19 protein-coding genes and 1 pseudogene are annotated in these 16,829 nt (G+C 68.4%); 7 read left to right on the top strand and 13 right to left on the bottom strand.

What is annotated here, in order from left to right; all coding sequences use genetic code 11:
• The 3 genes and pseudogenes from HCC78_RS33860 to HCC78_RS20170 form a co-directional block, all read right to left on the bottom strand.
• A pseudogene (locus HCC78_RS33860) lies at window positions 1-340 on the bottom strand (hypothetical protein); the annotation flags it as partial.
• Window positions 341-758: 418 nt separating this feature from the next.
• Window positions 759-1,322, bottom strand: a complete 564-nt coding sequence (locus tag HCC78_RS20175) for a YqaA family protein (protein ID WP_172330597.1) — start codon at window positions 1,320-1,322, stop codon at window positions 759-761.
• On the bottom strand, window positions 1,322-2,053 hold the full coding sequence (locus HCC78_RS20170; protein WP_172330596.1) for a Crp/Fnr family transcriptional regulator: 732 nt from the start codon (window positions 2,051-2,053) through the stop codon (window positions 1,322-1,324). Before HCC78_RS20170 ends, HCC78_RS20175 begins: the two co-directional genes overlap by 1 nt.
• A gap of 86 nt (window positions 2,054-2,139) precedes the next feature.
• Here HCC78_RS20170 and HCC78_RS20165 point away from each other — a divergent pair, with 86 nt between their 5' ends.
• Together HCC78_RS20165 and HCC78_RS20160 are read left to right on the top strand one after the other, a co-directional pair.
• Window positions 2,140-2,529 (top strand): hypothetical protein, encoded by a 390-nt coding sequence (locus tag HCC78_RS20165; protein WP_172330595.1) that lies wholly within the window; start codon window positions 2,140-2,142, stop codon window positions 2,527-2,529.
• A gap of 77 nt (window positions 2,530-2,606) precedes the next feature.
• The gene (locus HCC78_RS20160; RefSeq protein WP_172330594.1) at window positions 2,607-2,780 is read left to right on the top strand and encodes a DUF1328 domain-containing protein; all 174 of its coding nucleotides are present in this window, start codon (window positions 2,607-2,609) and stop codon (window positions 2,778-2,780) included.
• 497 nt (window positions 2,781-3,277) lie between these two features.
• Here the strand turns inward: HCC78_RS20160 and HCC78_RS20155 are convergent, their stop codons facing one another.
• A complete protein-coding gene (locus HCC78_RS20155) occupies window positions 3,278-4,081 on the bottom strand; it encodes a response regulator (RefSeq protein WP_172330593.1) in 804 nt (267 codons plus the stop codon).
• A gap of 40 nt (window positions 4,082-4,121) precedes the next feature.
• Here HCC78_RS20155 and HCC78_RS20150 point away from each other — a divergent pair, with 40 nt between their 5' ends.
• From HCC78_RS20150 to HCC78_RS20130, 5 genes are read left to right on the top strand one after another with little or no spacing between them, the layout of a single operon-like run.
• Entirely contained in the window at window positions 4,122-4,322 is a 201-nt protein-coding gene (locus HCC78_RS20150) for a NepR family anti-sigma factor (RefSeq protein ID WP_253949269.1), read from the top strand.
• A complete protein-coding gene (locus HCC78_RS20145; RefSeq protein WP_172330592.1) occupies window positions 4,319-4,876 on the top strand; it encodes an RNA polymerase sigma factor in 558 nt (185 codons plus the stop codon). Before HCC78_RS20150 ends, HCC78_RS20145 begins: the two co-directional genes overlap by 4 nt.
• Window positions 4,877-4,889: 13 nt before the next feature.
• Entirely contained in the window at window positions 4,890-6,647 is a 1,758-nt protein-coding gene (locus HCC78_RS34910) for a sensor histidine kinase (protein WP_172330591.1), read from the top strand.
• A 44-nt stretch (window positions 6,648-6,691) separates the two neighbouring features.
• Complete coding sequence (locus tag HCC78_RS20135; RefSeq protein ID WP_172330590.1) at window positions 6,692-7,633, top strand: amidoligase family protein; 942 nt, start codon at window positions 6,692-6,694, stop codon at window positions 7,631-7,633.
• Window positions 7,634-7,646: 13 nt separating this feature from the next.
• Window positions 7,647-8,378 (top strand): gamma-glutamyl-gamma-aminobutyrate hydrolase family protein, encoded by a 732-nt coding sequence (locus tag HCC78_RS20130; protein WP_172330589.1) that lies wholly within the window; start codon window positions 7,647-7,649, stop codon window positions 8,376-8,378.
• 8 nt (window positions 8,379-8,386) lie between these two features.
• Here HCC78_RS20130 and HCC78_RS20125 read toward each other — a convergent pair whose 3' ends face one another.
• The 9 genes from HCC78_RS20125 to HCC78_RS20085 all read right to left on the bottom strand — a co-directional run bounded on the left by HCC78_RS20125 (window position 8,387) and on the right by HCC78_RS20085 (window position 16,779).
• On the bottom strand, window positions 8,387-9,160 hold the full coding sequence (locus HCC78_RS20125; RefSeq protein ID WP_172330588.1) for an SDR family oxidoreductase: 774 nt from the start codon (window positions 9,158-9,160) through the stop codon (window positions 8,387-8,389).
• Entirely contained in the window at window positions 9,160-10,086 is a 927-nt protein-coding gene (locus HCC78_RS20120; protein WP_172330587.1) for a dihydrodipicolinate synthase family protein, read from the bottom strand. The genes HCC78_RS20125 and HCC78_RS20120 overlap by 1 nt, the downstream gene beginning before the upstream one ends.
• 11 nt (window positions 10,087-10,097) lie before the next feature.
• Complete coding sequence (locus HCC78_RS20115; RefSeq protein ID WP_172330586.1) at window positions 10,098-11,459, bottom strand: dihydroorotase family protein; 1,362 nt, start codon at window positions 11,457-11,459, stop codon at window positions 10,098-10,100.
• Window positions 11,452-12,120, bottom strand: coding sequence for an aspartate/glutamate racemase family protein (locus HCC78_RS20110; protein WP_172330585.1), 669 nt, complete (start codon window positions 12,118-12,120; stop codon window positions 11,452-11,454). The genes HCC78_RS20115 and HCC78_RS20110 overlap by 8 nt, the downstream gene beginning before the upstream one ends.
• 74 nt (window positions 12,121-12,194) lie before the next feature.
• A complete protein-coding gene (locus HCC78_RS20105) occupies window positions 12,195-12,896 on the bottom strand; it encodes an ABC transporter ATP-binding protein (RefSeq protein WP_172330584.1) in 702 nt (233 codons plus the stop codon).
• Window positions 12,893-13,660, bottom strand: coding sequence for an ABC transporter ATP-binding protein (locus HCC78_RS20100; RefSeq protein WP_172330583.1), 768 nt, complete (start codon window positions 13,658-13,660; stop codon window positions 12,893-12,895). The genes HCC78_RS20105 and HCC78_RS20100 overlap by 4 nt, the downstream gene beginning before the upstream one ends.
• The gene (locus HCC78_RS20095; RefSeq protein ID WP_172330582.1) at window positions 13,657-14,658 is read right to left on the bottom strand and encodes a branched-chain amino acid ABC transporter permease; all 1,002 of its coding nucleotides are present in this window, start codon (window positions 14,656-14,658) and stop codon (window positions 13,657-13,659) included. Before HCC78_RS20095 ends, HCC78_RS20100 begins: the two co-directional genes overlap by 4 nt.
• A 1-nt stretch (window position 14,659) precedes the next feature.
• Entirely contained in the window at window positions 14,660-15,535 is an 876-nt protein-coding gene (locus HCC78_RS20090) for a branched-chain amino acid ABC transporter permease (protein ID WP_172330581.1), read from the bottom strand.
• A gap of 71 nt (window positions 15,536-15,606) precedes the next feature.
• Entirely contained in the window at window positions 15,607-16,779 is a 1,173-nt protein-coding gene (locus tag HCC78_RS20085) for an ABC transporter substrate-binding protein (RefSeq protein ID WP_172330580.1), read from the bottom strand.
• Between the last annotated feature and the right edge of the window lie 50 nt (window positions 16,780-16,829).

The raw sequence follows: 16,829 nt of genomic DNA, 5'->3' as shown, positions 1-16,829 counted from the left end.
CCGCCGCGGCTTCGAGCATCGTGTTGCCTGCCGCCAGTTCCCGGATCCGGGCCCCGACCCTGCCGCGCGGGATTGCACCGACCTTCGGGCCGAAGTTGCGAAGCAGCCCGCGCAGCGGCATTTCCCCGTTCTGGATCGACTTGCGCGCAGCCAGGATGGAACGGACCTCCTGGGCAGAGTGATCTTGCCCCCGCGCCACCGTGTTCCAGGCCCGTCGCGACGGCACTTCAGAGAGACGATGCGGCCAAGCTTCGTGCGTCGGCGACCGGCAGAGCGAGGTCTTCGAGGCCTGATGCCGGCAGCGCGCATATCGACGCCTCAAACCGTTGCAATTGATCAAGATAGCTCCGCGAGCGCCGCGTCTTTAGCCGCAGAGTGGATAGCGGTTCGGCCCCGGCGTGGCGGAGAGCGAATTGCTCTCCCGCCACGCCGGTCGGCCAGAGCAGGTCTTGGGCCAGCGCGGCGACGCTATGCGCGATCCCATCTGGAGCTGCGGGACCTGGCCATGCCGGAAAATGCTGCAGCAGCGGCGAGATGGAGGTCCCACGCGCATCACAATCTCCGATGAGTGGCGCGATCATCCATTCAAGGCACTGAAACCATTAAAATTCGACACCCACCTTAATTGGTGCAATTGGGGCGCAGCGCCACAGAGGCTGGGTTAGTGCCCGTTGATAGAGGTGCAGGGATCGGATTCCGGGAACGCTTGCGTAGGACCAGCGGCGCCGCCCCGGGAGGGATCAGGGGCATCGCAGGCGTCACAGGCCGCGCGACGTCCACCAGAACAGCGCCAGCAGCAGCCCGAGAATGGGCACCCAGGCCCAGCGTGGGATGCGCAGGTCCCGCAGCCGCGGGCCAAGAAAATGCGCCGCCACGCCGAGGCCCATGTAGCGTCCGCCGCGAGCGACCGTCACGGCGGCCATCAGGATCGCGAAGGAGCTGCCCAGCATCCCCGAGCCGACCGAGGCCAGCTGGATCGGAAAGGGAGAGACCGACAGGATCAGCACGGTGACGAAGAGCTGGCCGCCGCCGAGGCGGCCCTTCACCGTCTCGAACTGCGCCGCCAGCCCCAGCCAGTCGAGCAGCGGCAGCACGACCGGATCGGCCAGCAGCAGCCCCATCAGGTAGAGGATCGCAGTGCCGATCAGGCAGCCCACCAGCGACCAGGCGCCCAGCGACAGCGCATTGCTCGGGCGGGCGATCATCAGCGGCACCAGCACCGCCTCCAGCGGAATCGGCAGGAAGGTGGCCTCCATCGCCGAGAGCACCGTGATGCCCGTGCGGCCCTCGGCCATGCGGATCATCCATGGGGACAGCTTCATCAGAGCAGCGGGCGCCTCTGGATGCCTTCGCCCTCCTCGGCCTGCGCCAGCTCCGCCAGGCGCGCGGTGTCGAGCACCGCCAGCCGCCCATCGGACCAGCCGGCGATCTGCTCGCGGCGCAGCTTGGCCAGCGTCTTGTTGGTATGCACCAGCGACAGCCCCAGCGCATCTGCCAGATCCTGCTGTCGGTGCGGGAAGGGTACCGAGCCGTTGGTCCGCAGTCCCAGCCCCTCCAGCCGCTCCCAGATGCGCAGGAAGGCCCAGGCGATGCGTTCGGCAGCGCTGCGCTGGCCCAGCGTCAGGACATTCTCGCCGAGGAAATGCTCCTCCACCGCCGAGAGCCAGGTCAGGTCGAAGGCGCGCTCGGGATTGTCGCGGAAGAAGGACCACAGGTTCGCGCGCTCGAAGACGCAGAGGCGCATCCGCGTCGAACTTTCCACTGAATGGCGCATCTCGGCCATCACCCCCGCCTGCAACCCTATGAAATCACCGGGGAAGACGAAGCTGATCACCTGCCGCCGCCCGTCCGGCAGCGTCTTGTAGCGCAGTCCCTGGCCTTCGAGAACCGTGAAAAGCTGCGGGCTGTTCGACCCTTCCATCAGGATGGAGCTGCGTCCGTCGACGGTCAGCTCGCCGGTCTTGAACCGCTCCATCGCGGCGACCTCGGCCTCCGCCATCGGAACGAAGCAGTCGCGGCGCCGGAGCGGGCAGGTTCGGCATTTCAAGGTCATGTCATTATCCCTGCGCTATGTCACAGTTAAATGCGCCCTCGCCGGTAAGGTTCCATACAGGGAATTTGACCAGAAGGCAGTATCCAGTGACCGAAGCCACACCACTCAAGCCGCCGGTCGTTCTGGTGATGGAACGCGACCCGTTCATCCAGTCCGATATCGGCATGCTCCTGCGCGAGTCCCTGCCCGACGCGGTTATCCACATGTGCCGCGACACCGAGGCGGCGCAGAGGCTGGCCGAAGGGCTCGGCCATCTCACGCTGTGCGTGCTCAAGCTGATGCGCAACGACCGCCTGGATGCGGGCGTCGCCGCCCGCGCGGCCGAGCGCGGCGCCCGGGTGCTGCTGCTCGGCGACACGATCGACCTGGAAGGCGGCGGGCTGCCGCCGGACAGCATCGTCGTTCTGCCGGTGCCGTTCTCGGGAACCACCTTCCGCGACGCGCTGTCCCGGCTCGGCTTCCGCGCATTTTCGTGAAGCACGGAACTCTCTCCCGCCTTTGGGGTTGACAGGTCAATCGCTTCCTCCGGAGGCGCAACCAAAGGAGAGAGACCATGCTTTACTGGGCCCTAGTGTTCCTTGTCGTCGCCCTGGTTGCCGGCCTGTTCGGCTTCGGCGGCATCGCATCCGCATCTGCCGGCATCGCGCAGATCCTGTTCTTCGTATTCCTCGTGCTCTTCGTGATCGCCCTCGTCGCCCGGGCGTTCCGCGGAAACGTGCCGCGCTGACGCCCTTCAGCAACGGCATGGGACGGGCGTCCGCACTCGCGCCCGTCCACCTATCCTCCGCCGGCCCGGACACCGCGCGCGGCATCCGCGCAAAAAAAGTCCCGGACCGCCGGAACCCCCGGCCCCTGCAGGCGTTCATCCCGGACAGGACAGGCGGAACGGCAGCGCCCGTTGCCGCCGGGCCGGAGCCGATGCAGCACATGCATGAACGGCATGACACCAGGGCATGGCCCGGGATCTTGCCAAGGGTCATGAAAAGGTTGCAAAGGCCAATCATGATCCGGCAGCAGGCCGGAAGGATTCAGGCGACTGCGGGAGCACCCGCGGCGCCGCACCGAACGACCCTTGTTACAGGTGGGGTTGTGGGGCTGGGCGGAAACGCCCGGCCCTCTCTTTTTCCCGGCACGGACCGCCGCCGCTGCCGCGCGGACCGAACGGAAAAGGGGAGGCGGCCCTTCGGCTCCTCCCCCCGTTCCGTCCGAACAGTCCGGGTTCGCTCAGACCGAGAGTTCCTCGGTCGAGGACAGGAACAGCGCCTGGCTGACGGCCGAGCGCACCTGGTCCTCGTTGTAGGGCTTGGCAATCAGGAAGGCCGGCTCCGGCCGCTCGCCGGTCAGCAGGCGCTCCGGATAAGCGGTGATGAAGATCACCGGCAGCGTGCCGAAATGCGCCAGCAGCTCGTTGACCGCATCGATCCCCGAGCTGTCATCGGCCAGATGGATGTCGGCCAGCACAAGGTCGGGCTTGTCGGCCTTGCCCAGCTCCACCGCGGCGCTCGCCGTGCGGGCGATGCCGGTCACCTCGTGGCCGATGCCCGAGACGATGCCCTCCAGATCCATCGCGATGATGGTCTCGTCCTCGATGATCATCACCCGGCCCGCGGCCCGGTCGGCCATCTCGTCGCGCGCCTTCTCGATCAGCAGGTGCACCGACTCCACGGTCTCTTCCATGATCTCGGCGACCTCCCGCTCCGAGAATTCCTCGATGCTCGACAGCAGCAGCGCCTCGCGCGTGCCCGCGGTCAGGTGGTCGAGCCGCCGCTGCGCCTTGGCGAGGGCCCCGGTCTCTCCGGACTCGATCTGGCGGCCCGAGCTGGCCCAGATGGCATGGAAGGTCCGGTAGAGGCCCACGCGGACCGACGAGCTTTCGGTCACGGCCGAGGAATTCTGCAGAACCGCCTCGAGCGTCGCCACCGCATACTGGTCTCCGCTAGCCTGGCTGCCGGTCAGGGCACGGGCATAGCGCCGCAGATAGGGAAGTTCCGCTGCAACCGAGTCCGCGATATTGATGTCCTGGCTCATAGCTTCCAACTTTTTTTGATGCACTCGGGAACCGAACCCCATGGGAGACGTTTTGTTCCGCGCGGCCAAAAAAATATTGCACGAGGACGAGATGGCAAGCTCCAAGCCCGACAAGGACGCTGTCCAGAAACAGATCGACGAGAATCTCAAGAGGATTTTCGAGGAGACAGCGAACCAGCCCATTCCCGATCAGCTCTCCCAGCTGCTCCAGCAGCTGCGCGAGCAGGAGACCCGAAAATGAGCCACCCCGATCCCCGGGAAGAACTTATCGCGCTGCTGCCTTCGCTGCGCGCCTTCGCGATGAGCCTCACCCGTCAGCCTGCCGCTGCTGACGACCTGGTGCAGGACACCGTCCTGAAGGCATGGAGCAATTTCGACAAGTTCCAGACCGGAACCAACCTCCGCGCCTGGCTTTTCACCATTCTCCGCAACACCTATTACTCGGACCGCCGCAAGAAGGTCCGCGAGGTCGAGGACGGCGACGGCGTGCTGACCGCGCAGCTCTCGGAAAAGCCCGCCCATGACGGACGGCTGGCGCTGCGCGACTTCCGCGTTGCCTTCGACCAGCTGACCGACGAACAGCGCGAGGCGCTGATCCTGGTCGGGGCCTCCGGCTTCTCCTATGAGGAGGCGGCCGAGACCTGCGGCTGCGCCGTCGGCACGATCAAGAGCCGCATCAACCGCGGCCGCGCCCGGCTGGCCGAGCTGATGCACCTCAACGAGAACGAAGCGATGGAAATGACAGATCCGGCGACGATGGCGGTGATCTCCGCCGGCCGGACCGCCACCGCCTGAGGAAGTCCAGCCCGTGCCCACGACTCCAGTGAAGTTCCATCGGCGCCTGACAGTCCGGCTGATGCTGTTCCTGTCGCTTGCCCTCGTGCCGGTGGGACTCCTGGCGGTGCTGCAGACCCATGAGGTCGTCAACCGCATCGCCGCCCAGACCGAAGCGCGGCTGGCCGACGAGACCAGCGCGGCTGCGCGGCAGAGCCGCGAGAACATCCTGTGGGCCTTCGGTGCCGCCACCGGCCTGGGCCAGGCCGTCGCCGCCTATCCCGGCAACACCGCGAATTGCATCGCGGGGATGAAGGATTTCGTCGGGGCCCATCCCGACGTCGCCTCCGCCGGGGTCATCCTGCCCGACGGCACGATCAGCTGCGCCTCGACCGGCGAAAGCTACGACGTCTCCGACTGGCCGGTGCTGCAGGACCTGCTGGCCAACCCGCGCACCTTCGTGAACTATTCCTCCAATCCGGTGGTCTCGCACCGCCCGGTGCTGATCTCCGTCGTGCCCGTGATAAAGAACGAAAAGCCGGTGGCCTTCGTCTTCGTCTCGCTCGAGCAGGGCGACCTTGCCGCCCTCGGCGACACGCCCGGCGACGCCGTGTTCAAGACCTTCAACCGCGACGGCACGGTGCTGACCAGCTCGGACGGCGACGAGGAGGCGACCTCGCTGCTGCCGGCCGACCGCGAGCTGGCCTCGCTGGCGACCGACACCGGCATGACCTTCCGCGCCGACAGCCGCGGCGGCATCCCGCAGGTCTATTCGGTCAGCCCGATCATCGACGGCACGGTCTACGCGATCGGCATCTGGGCGCCCGACGTGTCCCAGCCGGGACTGGTCGGCATGGCCGTTGCGATCCCGCTCTTCCCGGTGCTGATGTGGCTGGCCAGCCTGCTCGTCGCCTATGTCGCCGTCGACCGGCTGGCGCTGCGCCATGTCCGGCGGCTGCGCTACGATCTGCGCCGCTTCGCCCGCAACCGCAGCCTGCCGCTGGGCTCGACCCCCGACATGCCCGCCGAGATCGCCGAGATCTTCGACACGTTCCTCACCGCCAGCGAAACCATCCTGCGCGACGAGGCCGAGCTGGAGATGCTGATCCACGACAAGAACGTCCTGCTGAAGGAAGTCCATCACCGGGTGAAGAACAACCTGCAGCTGATCTCCTCGATCATGAACATGCAGATGCGCAAGCTGAAGGCGCCCGAGGCCAAGCACGCGCTGAAGCGCCTGCAGGCGCGCGTCCTGTCGCTGGCCACGGTGCACCGCACGCTCTACCGCACGGAAAATCTCGGCGCGGTCCAGGCCGGCCCCCTGCTGAAGGACCTGGTCGACCAGCTCGCCGAATTCGCCGGCCCAACCCGGCGCACCGAGATCGAGACCCGCTTCGACCGGCTGAGGCTCTATCCCGACCAGGCGGTGCCGATCAGCCTGCTGACCACCGAGGCGATCACCAACGCGCTGAAATATGCAGGGAACGAGAAGGGGCGGCCGGGCTGGATCCGGGTCACGCTGGTCGACGAGGGCGGCGGCCATGCCTGCCTGACCGTCGAGAATTCCAAGGGTCCCGTGCCGGTGATGCCCGGGGATGCGATCAGTTCCTCGGGCCTCGGCACCAACCTGATCCGCGCCTTTGCCTCGCAGCTGGGCGCGACGGCCCAGATCGAGGACGGCGAGCACGCATACCACCTGACCTGCCGCTTCGTGGTGCAGGGCTTCCAGGAGGATCCCTTCGAGGATCCCCTGCCCGAGGAGGACCCGGAGGAGGAATTCTCGCCCGCATGACCCGGCAGGAGGGAACCGGCGGAGACTTGCCGCGTTTGCGGAGCATGGAACATCTCGAAACGCTCGGCCTGGCGCCCGCCGGGGCGCCCACCGGACGCCGCGTCGGCGTCGAAATCGAATTCTCCGGCCTCGACGAGGACCGCATCGCCAGCCTCGTCGCCGGACATCTCGGCGGCGAGATTGCCCGCAAGGGGCGCTTCGACCGCGAAGTGGCCGGAACCCGGCTGGGCGATGTGCGGATCGAGCTCGACACATCCTTCAAGGACAAGCTGGCCAGCGCCCCGGACCTGGTCGGCACCCTCGCCCACCAGGTGATCCCGGCCGAGGTCATCACCGGACCGATCCCCGAAGAGGACCTGCCCGAGCTCGACAAGCTGGCCGAGGTGCTGCGCGAGGCCGGCGCCGAGGGCACGCGGTCCGGCGTGATGAGCGGCTTCGGCGTGCATTTCAATCCCGAGCAGACCGATTGCAGCGTGGCGGCGATCCTGCCCGTGATGCAGGCCTGGGCCGTGCTGGAACCGTGGTTCCGCCAGCACGAGCCGATGAGCATGGCCCGCCGCGCCCTGCCCTTCACCTCGCCCTGGCCCGACGCGCTGCGCGAGGCGCTCCTGCGGCTCGACCCGGACGGCACCTCCATCGACCGGCTCATCGACCTCTACCTGGAGCACGCCCCGTCGCGGAATTACGGGCTCGACATGCTGCCCTTGTTCCGCTCGATCGACGGCGGGCGGATCACCGCGAAGCTCGGGGCCGACGCCCCCTCCGCAAGGCCGACATGGCATTTCCGCCTGCCCTCCAGCCGCATCGACGAGCCGGGCTGGACCATCACGGGCGAATGGGAGAAATGGCGCACGGTCGAAGCGCTGGCGGCAATGCCGCGGCTGCTGGAGCGCACGGGACGCGACTGGCTGCAGAATTTCCGCGGCCGCCCGTTTTCGGAAGGCGCCTGGGTCGAACGTCTCGACCGGGTGCTGAAGGACCATTGAGCCGGAGCGGATGATGGACAGGCCCCTGATCGGCGTCACAGTCTCGCGGCGCTCCGGATGGAGGATCTTCCCGCTGATCGCCTTCAACGTCTGGCTGGCCGGCGGGCGGGCGATCCGCTGGCAGGCCGGGCGCGATGCCGATGTCGATGCGGTGCACGGCGTGGTCATCGGCGGCGGCGACGACATCTCGCCGGATTTCTACGGCGGCGAATTCGTCACCGCGGCCCGGCTCGACCCCGCCCGCGACGAGCTGGAGCGCCGCCTGGTCTCCGAGGCATGGACCCAGAACACGCCGATCCTCGGCATCTGCCGCGGCGCGCAGATGATGAATGTCGCGCTCGGCGGCACGCTCCACCAGGACGCCTACAAGGTCTACACCACCAGCCGCCATGTCTGGACGGTGCTGCCGCGCAAAACGGTCTGCACCGCCGAGGGCTCGCGGCTGGCGCGGCTGATGGGGCGCAAGGGGCTCAGGGTCAACGCGCTGCACTCGCAGGCTGTGAAGGATCTGGGCGACGGGCTGGTGATCGCCGCGCGCGACGAGGGCGGCATGGTCCAGGCGGTCGAGCGCATCCGCGATCCCTTCGCGCTCGGGGTGCAGTGGCATCCCGAGCACCTGTTCTACCTGCGCCGCCAGCGCCGGATCTTCCGGGCGCTGGTGACGGCCGCCCGCGCATACCGCAGCCGGACGGGCCAGATCGGCGCGGTTGCCGAAGAGGCCGAGATGGAGCCCTTGCCCGCCTGAGCCGCGGCTCAGAGGTTGCGCAGCATCCCTCCGTCGACCCGGATCATCGAGCCGGTGACATAGGAAGCCCGCGCCGAGGCGAGGAAGGCGGCCACGGCGGCGAATTCCGCCGGATCGCCATAGCGCCCTGCCGGGATCGTGGCGCGCGAGGCGGCGGCAACCGCCTCGACGCTCTGGCCGGTCTTCTCGGCGCGCCCGGCATCGAGCTCGGCCACGCGATCGGTGCCGATCCGCCCGGGCAGCACCATGTTGACGGTCACGCCCTTATGGGCCACCTCGCCCGCCAGCGTCTTCGACCAGCCCGCAAGCGCGCCGCGGATGCCGTTCGACAGAGCCAGCCCCGGGATCGGCGAGACGATGCCCGACGAGCCGATGGTGATGATCCGCCCGAAGCCGCGCGCGCACATTCCCGGCAGCAGCGCTTCGGCCAGCGAGATGATGGGCAGCGCCATCGCCTCCCATGCGGCCTGCCAGGCGGCGGTGCTCTGGCCCATCGCCGGGCCGGCCTTGGGGCCGCCGGAATTGGCGATCAGGATGTCGATGCCCGTCTTCGCCATCTCGCCCGCGACCGCGGCGACCTGATCCGGGTCGGAAAGGTCAAGCGCCACCGGGATCACCCGGCCTGCGGGCAGATCGGCCGACCAATCGGCAATCGCAGCCGCATTTCGTGCAGCCGCATGGACAGTGACGCCTTCCAGCGCCAGCTCGCGCGCGCAGGCGGCGCCGAGGCCGCGGCTCGCGCCGAGGACCAGCGCGGTTTTCCCCGAAAGTCCGAAATCCATCAGCCCAGCTCCTCCAGGCGTTTCTCCTGCCGGGCGATCAGCCGGTCGACCTCGGCCATGGCGGCCGCGTCGAGCATCCCGCCCGGTTTCCTGACAGCGGCCGAGGCAATCACGCCGCGCCGTGCCAGCACATGCTTGCGGATCGACAGGCCCAGCCCCGGCTGGCTCTCGTAGCGGATCAGCGGCAGATAGGCGTCGAAGAGGTCCTGCGCGCGGTCGATCTCGCCCGCCTTCACCAGCCGCGTGACCTCGACCATCATCTTCGGATAGCCGAAGCCGGTCATTGCGCCATCGGCGCCGCGGGCGACCTCCTCGGGCAGGAACAGCCCGGCATTGCCGCAGAGGATCGAAATCCGCCGCTGGCCCGCAGCCTCGGCGGCGCGGATCTTCGAGATCTTCGACAGGCCCGGCCAGTCCTCGTGCTTGAGCATCTTGATGGAGGGCATGTCGGCGATGATCCGGGCCAGCACCTCGTCGGAGATCTGCACCTTGGTGGCCAGCGGGAAATCCTGCAGCACCACCGGCACCTCCGGCCCGAGCAGCTCGCAGACCTGGGCATAGTAGCCGTGGATCTTCGGATCGGTGTTCAGGCTGCCGGGCGGGGCGACCATGACGCCGGCGGCGCCCAGGTCCATCACCTCCCGGCTCAGCTCGCCGAGCGCGGCGAGGCCGGGGGCGGAGACGCCGACCACCACCGGACGGTCGCCCGCACGGGCGATGACGCGGGCGGCGATCCCGGCCGCCTCGGTCTGGGTCATCTTGGGCGCCTCGCCCATCATGCCCAGAATGGTCAGCCCGTCGGCCCCGTCCTCGAAATAGCTGTCGGTCAGCCGGTCGAGGCTGTCCCAGTCGATGGCGCCATCGGGGTGGAAGGGCGTGGCGGAGATGACGAAGACACCGCCGGTCTTCTCGTGGATCAGGGGCATGGGTCCGTCCTTCAGGCGTACCAGCCGGAGGTCGCGCGCGTCACCAGACGGCCCGATCCGGGTGCGTTGAGAATGGCGGCACCGTCCCAGGCAGGGGTGCCGCGCAGATAGCTGGCCGCGACGCGGGCGGCGAAGGTGGCGCCGTGGAACGGGCTCCAGTTAAGCCCGTCATGCGCCTGGGCCTCGTCCCAGACGAAGGCGCCTTCCTCCAGCACGGCGAGGTCGGCCTCGCGGCCGATGGCGATGGCGCCCTTCCGGTCGTCGATGCCGAAGAATTTCGCGGGACGCGCCGAGAGGTACTCTGCCGCCATCCGCGCCGCATCATGGCCGCGCACCTTTGCCAGCGTGAAGAAGGACGGGAGCAGCGTCTCGAGCCCGGGGATGCCCGCGCCCGCGTCGAAGATCGAGGCGGTCAGCTTGTTGTCGATGGGCCAGCTCGAATGGTCGGAGGAGACGAAGGCGACCTCGCCCCTCTCCAGCGCCTGCCACAGCCCCTCGATGGCGCCGGGGCGGATCGGCGGGTTGACCTTCATCCGCGCGCCATGGGCGGCGCCGTCGCGGGCGGCGTCGAACCACAGGTAATGCACGCAGAGCTCGCCCGTCGCGCGCATGCCGGTGGCGGCGAACATGGCGGTCAGCGCAAAGCCCTCGCCCAGGGTCAGGTGCACCGGATGGGCATGGGCCCCGGCCGCCTGGCCGAGCGCATAGAACTGCGCGGTGGCGGCCAGCTCGGCCGCGGGCGGGCGCGAGGTGGAATGCGCCTCGATGCCCTCGATCCCGGCGGCGCGGGCGCGCGCCATGCGGGCCAGCACGATCTCCTGATCCTCGTTATGCAGCCCCAGCGGCACATCGGTGGCGGCCAACGCCTCGAAGAGGTCGAGCGTCAGATCCTCGCCGATGCGCGGAAACCGGGTCGGGCTCGACTCGAAGGAGGAGATCTTGAAGGCGACGGCGCCTTTCGCCACCAGCTCGGCCACATGGGCCGTGCCGGTCTCGCGCGTGGCCGTGGCGTAGAAAGCCATGTCGGCATGAGCATGTCCGGCCACGGCGGCGGCCTTGTCGTCCCAGCGTTCCGGCCGGTCTAGCGGCAGCGGATTGTCATAGGGCATGTCGACCAGCGTCGTGACGCCGCCGGCAATAGCCGAGGCGGTGGTATCGGCGATGCCCGGCAGGCCCTTGCAGCTGGTGGCGTGGGTCTGGCCATCGACGGCGCCGGGCAGGATCAGCGCGGTCCGGTAGTCGTCGGTCTCGGCGGCAGCCGGCGGGGTGCCCTGCCCGATGGCGGCAATCCGGCCGCCGGCGATGCCGACCCAGCCGTTCTCGATGGTGGCCTCCGCCGCGACGACGGTGCCCTTCACCACACGGTCAAGCATGGACCGCTCCTTTCACGTAGTTCATGTCGAGCGCCTGCACCGCGTCCGAGACCGCGGCCTGCACCGGATCGACGACGATGCAGCCGGTTTCCGCCTGCAGCGGCCCGCGCTGCTGCCCCATGCCGGCACAGCCGAGGATCAGCACCTCCGCTCCGTCCTCGTCCCGGAGCGCCCTTGCCACCCTGCGCACGGCGGCGCGCGCCGCCTCGGCATCATTGGCCTCGGCCACCGACATGTCCACCGCCCGGTCGCCGCCGAGCCGCGCGATCAGCCCCAGACGCTCGATCATGGCGCGGTGCCGCGCGATGGAGGACGGGCCCAGCGAGATCACGCCGAAGCGTTCGCCCAGCACCAGCGCGCGGACATAGGCGGATTCCGCAATGCCGAAGACCGGCGCCGCCACTGCCTTGCGCGCCGCCGCCAGCCCCGGATCGGAGAAGCAGGCGACGACATAGGCATCCGCCTCATGCGTGCGCACCCAGTCCTCCACCATCGGCGCGACCAGCGCGACATCGGCATCGCTTTCGATGCCGATCGGAGCGCCCTCGAGCGTGTGGCACTCGATCCGGTGGCCGGTCAGCGCCTGCAGCCCCTCGAGGCAGGCCGCCATCGAACGCGTCACCGCCTCCGAGCTGTTGGGGTTGAGAACCGCAATCTTCATCTCTCGGGAAACCTTCCTTCGTGTCCCGGCCGCCTGCTCTGCCGGGGCCTTGCCTTTGTCATTGTCCTGCGGCCTCAGCCGCCGAGATAGGAGCGGCGGAACTCTGCATCCTGCATCAGCCGGTCCGCGCCCATCCGGTGCTGGATCGCGCCCTGCGACAGCACCACCGCCTCCTCGGTGACCTTCAGCGCCATGCGCACGTTCTGTTCGGCCAGCACGACCGAGACGCCGGTGAGCGAGCCAAGATAGGAGAACACCTCGTCCACCATCACCGGCGAAAGCCCGAGCGACGGCTCGTCGACCAGCAGGAGCCGGGGCCGCCCCATCAGCGCGCGGGCGACGGCCAGAAGCTGCTGCTCGCCGCCCGACAGCGTGCCCGCAGGCCGCCTGGCCTTGGCGCGCAGGACGGGGAATTTCTCCATGTAGCGGTCGAGATCGCGCTCGATCTCGGCCCGGTCGGAGCGGGTGAAGGCGCCGACGCGCAGGTTCTTCTCGACCGAGAGCTGCGGGAAGACGTGCCGCCCGGCGGGAACCTGGACGATGCCGTGACGGACGCGGGCCTCGGGGGCGAGTCCCTTCATCGGCGCGCCATCGAAGCGGATCTCGCCGCCCTTCACCGGGATCTGCCCGGTGATCGCCTTCAGGATCGTGCTTTTCCCGGCGCCGTTATGGCCGATCAGGGAAATCCGCTGGCCCGGCGCGATATCGAGGTCGAGCCCGTTGAGGATCATCCGGTCGCCGTAGCCCGCGGTGACATTGGTCATGCTCAGGGTCATTCGGCACCCGCCCCCAGATAGGCTTCGATCACGCGCGCATCCCTGGTGACCTCTTCGGGACGCCCCTCGACCAGCTTGCGGCCCGCGTCCAGCACCACGATCCGCCCGGCGAAGCGCGACAGGACCGGCACGTTGTGCTCGATCACGATCAGCGTCAGCCCGTGGCGGTCGCGCACCCGCGCCACCAGTCCGAGGATCTCGGCAGCCTGCACGTCGTTCATCCCCGCCGTCGGCTCGTCCAAGAGCAGGATCTTCGGCTCGGCATTGAGCGCGCGCGCCAGCTCCAGCCGCTTGGTCTGCCCATAGGACATCTCGGCGGGCGAGGCCTCCTCGTAGCCCGCAAGCCCCACCTCGGCCAGGCAGGCGCGGGCGCGCATCTCGAGCTCGTCCTCCGAGCGGCGCATCGCGGGCAGGCCCAGAACCTGGCCCGCCAGCCCCTTGTAGCTGCGCGAATGCCCGCCGGAGACGACGTTTTCCAGCGCGGTCATGCCCTTGAAGAGCCGCAGGTTCTGGAAGGTGCGCACCAGGCCGTGACCGACGATCCGGTGCGGCCGCGCCGTCGTGATGTCTCGGCCGCCGAGCGTGACCCGGCCCTCATGGCTGCGGTCGAGCCCCGAGATGATGTTGAACAGCGTCGTCTTGCCCGAGCCGTTCGGCCCGATGATGCCCAGCGTCTCTCCCTCGGCGACGGAAAGCGACACGCCGTCGAGCGCCTTCACGCCGAAGAAGCTGCGCGAAATGTCCCGGCATTCCAGCAGGCTCATGGCCGCGCCTCCTTCTCCAGCCGCAGCAGCCGCCGGATCGAGCGCGGCATCTGCCCGAAGCCCAGGAGCCCGTTCGGCCGCCAGATCATCAGCGCCACCAGCGTCGCCCCGGCCACGCCCGGACGGATGGTGATCAGCCAGGGCTCGGAGGAGCGCAGCGCCTCGGGGATCATGATCATCAGGAAGGCGCCGAGCGCGCAGCCCGGCATCGAGGCCAGCCCGCCGAGGATCGCCATCTGCATGATCAAAAGCGACTCCTCGAGCTTGAACATGTCGGGCGAGACGAAGCGCATGTAATGGCCGTAGAGGCTGCCGCCGAGCCCGCAGACCCCGCAGCCGATGGCGAAGGCCAACACCTTGTAGCCGGTGACGTTCACGCCCAATGCGCCCGCCGCCACCTCGTCGTCGCGGATCATCTTCATTGTCCGGCCGAGCTGCCCGTGCATCAGCCGCGCCACGAGGAAGAACAGGATCGCGGCGACGCCGAGGATGAGCCAGAACTGGTCCGAAGACGACCGCGCCTTCCAGCCGAGGATCTGCATCGAGGGCACGCCCGGAATGCCCATCGGCCCGCGGGTCAGCTCCATCCAGTTGTTCGCGACCATGAAGAAGATCTGGTTGAAGGCGATGGTGACAAGCGACAGGAAATCCGCCTTCACCCGCAGGCATGGCAGCGCCAGCGCCGCCCCGCAGGCGGCGCAGATGACGCCGGAGGCCAGGAAAGCCAGCGGCCAGGACAGCCCGGCCTGCATGGTCAGCAGCACCGAGGCATAGGCGCCCATGCCGACGAAGGCCGCCTGGCCCAGCGTCAGCATCCCCGCCCAGCCGGTGACGACATTCTGGCCCAGCACGAAGATCGCGTAGATCATCGTCAGCGAGAAGATATGCAGCCAGAACCGTCCAGGCAGGACCAGCGGCAGGCAGGCCATCAGGATCAGGAACAGCCAGGGGCCGAACTTCACCGTGAAAGGCGTGCGGAAGGTCTCGGTCATCGCCATGTCAGGACCGCTCCGCCGAGGCCGTGCCGAAAAGCCCGTTCGGCTTCAGGAGCAGCACGAGGACGATGATCGCGAGGCTCACCCCGTCGCGATAGGCCGATCCGGCAGTCATTACCGCGGCGGTCTCGGCGAGGCCCAGCAGGATGCCGCCCCAGAACGCGCCCGAGAAGCTGCCGATCCCGCCCAGCATGGCGGCCGCCCAGGCCTTGGTCGTGGCCAGGAGCCCCATCTGGATGAAGACCGCGTTGAAATACATCGCGAACAGCACGGCGCCCGCGACCCCGAGGAAGCCGCCGATCGCATAGACCGCGACGATGATCAGATTGACCGGGATGCCCATCAGCTGCGCCGTCGCCAGGTCCTGGCAGACGCATTGCGCGGCGATGCCGAAGCGGGTGCGGTGCAGGAACCACGAGGCCGCAGCCACCAGCACCAGCGAGATCGCCAGGATGATCAGCGACTGCGAGGACAGCGTGACGCCGCCGATTTCCACCGGCACGCGCGGGATCAGCTGCGGGAAGGCATGGACCTCGGGTCCCCAGATCAGCTGCGCGCCCGCCGCCAGAACGAGACCTGCGCCGAGCGCCGAGATCATCGGCACGATCCGGTTGGAATGGCGCACCGGGCGGTAGGCTATGCGTTCGACCCCCATGGCGATCAGCGCGCCCGCGCAGCAGGCCAGGAAGATTGCCGGGATCGCCGGGAGGCCCGCCTGCAGCAGCGCCAGCGCGACGAAGGCCCCGACCATGATTACGTAGCCATGGGCGAAGTTGATCAGGTTGAGGATCGAATAGACCAGGCTGTAGCCGAGGGCGATCAGCGCGTAGATGCTGCCGACGGCGATGCCGTTCGAGAGCTGCTCCAGGTAGTAGTCCAAGCGGGGGCCTCCGCGTCACGGGCGATGGAAGGGCAACCGGCGGGGCTGGGAGCCCCCGCCGGCCCGGAGACTCAGCGCAGCGCGTCGAGCCCGGTTTCGTCGACGGCCGCGCCGGTGGACGCGAACTTGCCGTCCTTGACGGTGATCACCGCGAAGGTGCGATCCTTGACGTCGCCCTTGGCATCCCAGTGATAGGTCCCGCCGACGCCCACGAACTCGGTGCCCTTGATGTCGCCGATCAGCGTCTTCGGGGTCGATCCGGCAGCCATCAGCTGGTGGGCTAGGATGAACAGGTCGGAGGTGAAGACCGCGACCTGGCTCGGCAGCGCGTCATAGGCCTCGCGGAAGCCCGACATGAAGGCCTGGGTGGTGTCGCTATCGGCATAGGGGTCGTAGGCGGCGAGGATGTAGCTGCCCTCGGCCGCGCCCTGCGCCAGCTCGATATATTCGTTGTAGAGCAGCGAATCCGGACCGACCGTGGCGATGCCCTCGACCCCCGCCGACTTGGCCTGGCCGAGGAAGAGACCGCCCTCGGTATAGTTGCAGTTCAGCATGAAGGCCTCGGCGCCCGCGTTCCTGAACTGGCTGACGATCGACGAGAAATCCTTGTCGAGATTCGGGGTGAAGCCCGCCTCGGCCACGACCTCGGCGCCGAGCGCATCGGCGGCCACCATCATCTTGTCGCGCAGGCCCCGGCCGTAATCGTCATTGGCGAAGAGGATCGCCATCTTCTTCTTGCCGAGGTTGTTGACCGCGAAGGCCGAATACTGCTGCGCGCCGTAATCGTCGCGGATCGTCATCCGCACGATGTTGTCCCAGCCCGACTCCGTCACCTGCGAGTTCGAGGAGGAGCCGCAGAGCACCGGGATTTCGTAGTCTGAATAGATCGGCATCGCCGCCAGCGTGCAGGAGCTGTTCACGTGGCCGACCACCAGGTCGTAATCGCCCGAATCCGCGATGCGGCGCGCGACCGAGGCGGCCTCGCGCGGCTGGCCCATGTCGTCGAAGATGTCGAAGGTCACGGACGGCCCGCCCGCCGCCTCGATCAGCTTCATCGCCGCCTCGGCGCCGCGCTGCGCGTTCAGCCCCATCGAGGCCGAGTCGCCGGTCATCGGCGCGGCCAGCGCGATGCGGACCGGCGCGCCCTGGGCGAAGATCGGCCGGGCCATCAGACCTGCGGCGGCCACGCTGCCGAGCCCCATCTTCAATGCGCCGCGCCGGGTGATCCCTGTCTTCTGCGTCATGTCTGCCATCCCTGTTTTTCCGGTCCGCGGCTTTCTCCGCCCCGGACGAT

Origin of the sequence: Mangrovicoccus sp. HB161399 (assembly GCF_013184745.1) — a bacterium.
Taxonomy (GTDB): domain Bacteria; phylum Pseudomonadota; class Alphaproteobacteria; order Rhodobacterales; family Rhodobacteraceae; genus Mangrovicoccus.
Note: the sequence above shows the minus strand (reverse complement) of the source record. Positions and strands in the feature narration are given on the sequence as shown.

Bases quoted from the DNA above. Each gene is read 5' to 3' on its own strand.
- HCC78_RS20175 (WP_172330597.1), bottom strand. From the start codon at position 1,322: ATGAAGCTGTCCCCATGGATGATCCGCATGGCCGAGGGCCGCACGGGC.
- HCC78_RS20170 (WP_172330596.1), bottom strand. From the start codon at position 2,053: ATGACCTTGAAATGCCGAACCTGCCCGCTCCGGCGCCGCGACTGCTTC.
- HCC78_RS20160 (WP_172330594.1), top strand. From the start codon at position 2,607: ATGCTTTACTGGGCCCTAGTGTTCCTTGTCGTCGCCCTGGTTGCCGGC.
- HCC78_RS20155 (WP_172330593.1), bottom strand. From the start codon at position 4,081: ATGAGCCAGGACATCAATATCGCGGACTCGGTTGCAGCGGAACTTCCC.
- HCC78_RS20150 (WP_253949269.1), top strand. From the start codon at position 4,122: ATGGGAGACGTTTTGTTCCGCGCGGCCAAAAAAATATTGCACGAGGAC.
- HCC78_RS20145 (WP_172330592.1), top strand. From the start codon at position 4,319: ATGAGCCACCCCGATCCCCGGGAAGAACTTATCGCGCTGCTGCCTTCG.
- HCC78_RS20135 (WP_172330590.1), top strand. From the start codon at position 6,692: ATGGAACATCTCGAAACGCTCGGCCTGGCGCCCGCCGGGGCGCCCACC.
- HCC78_RS20130 (WP_172330589.1), top strand. From the start codon at position 7,647: ATGGACAGGCCCCTGATCGGCGTCACAGTCTCGCGGCGCTCCGGATGG.
- HCC78_RS20125 (WP_172330588.1), bottom strand. From the start codon at position 9,160: ATGGATTTCGGACTTTCGGGGAAAACCGCGCTGGTCCTCGGCGCGAGC.
- HCC78_RS20120 (WP_172330587.1), bottom strand. From the start codon at position 10,086: ATGCCCCTGATCCACGAGAAGACCGGCGGTGTCTTCGTCATCTCCGCC.
- HCC78_RS20115 (WP_172330586.1), bottom strand. From the start codon at position 11,459: ATGCTTGACCGTGTGGTGAAGGGCACCGTCGTCGCGGCGGAGGCCACC.
- HCC78_RS20110 (WP_172330585.1), bottom strand. From the start codon at position 12,120: ATGAAGATTGCGGTTCTCAACCCCAACAGCTCGGAGGCGGTGACGCGT.
- HCC78_RS20105 (WP_172330584.1), bottom strand. From the start codon at position 12,896: ATGACCCTGAGCATGACCAATGTCACCGCGGGCTACGGCGACCGGATG.
- HCC78_RS20100 (WP_172330583.1), bottom strand. From the start codon at position 13,660: ATGAGCCTGCTGGAATGCCGGGACATTTCGCGCAGCTTCTTCGGCGTG.
- HCC78_RS20095 (WP_172330582.1), bottom strand. From the start codon at position 14,658: ATGGCGATGACCGAGACCTTCCGCACGCCTTTCACGGTGAAGTTCGGC.
- HCC78_RS20085 (WP_172330580.1), bottom strand. From the start codon at position 16,779: ATGACGCAGAAGACAGGGATCACCCGGCGCGGCGCATTGAAGATGGGG.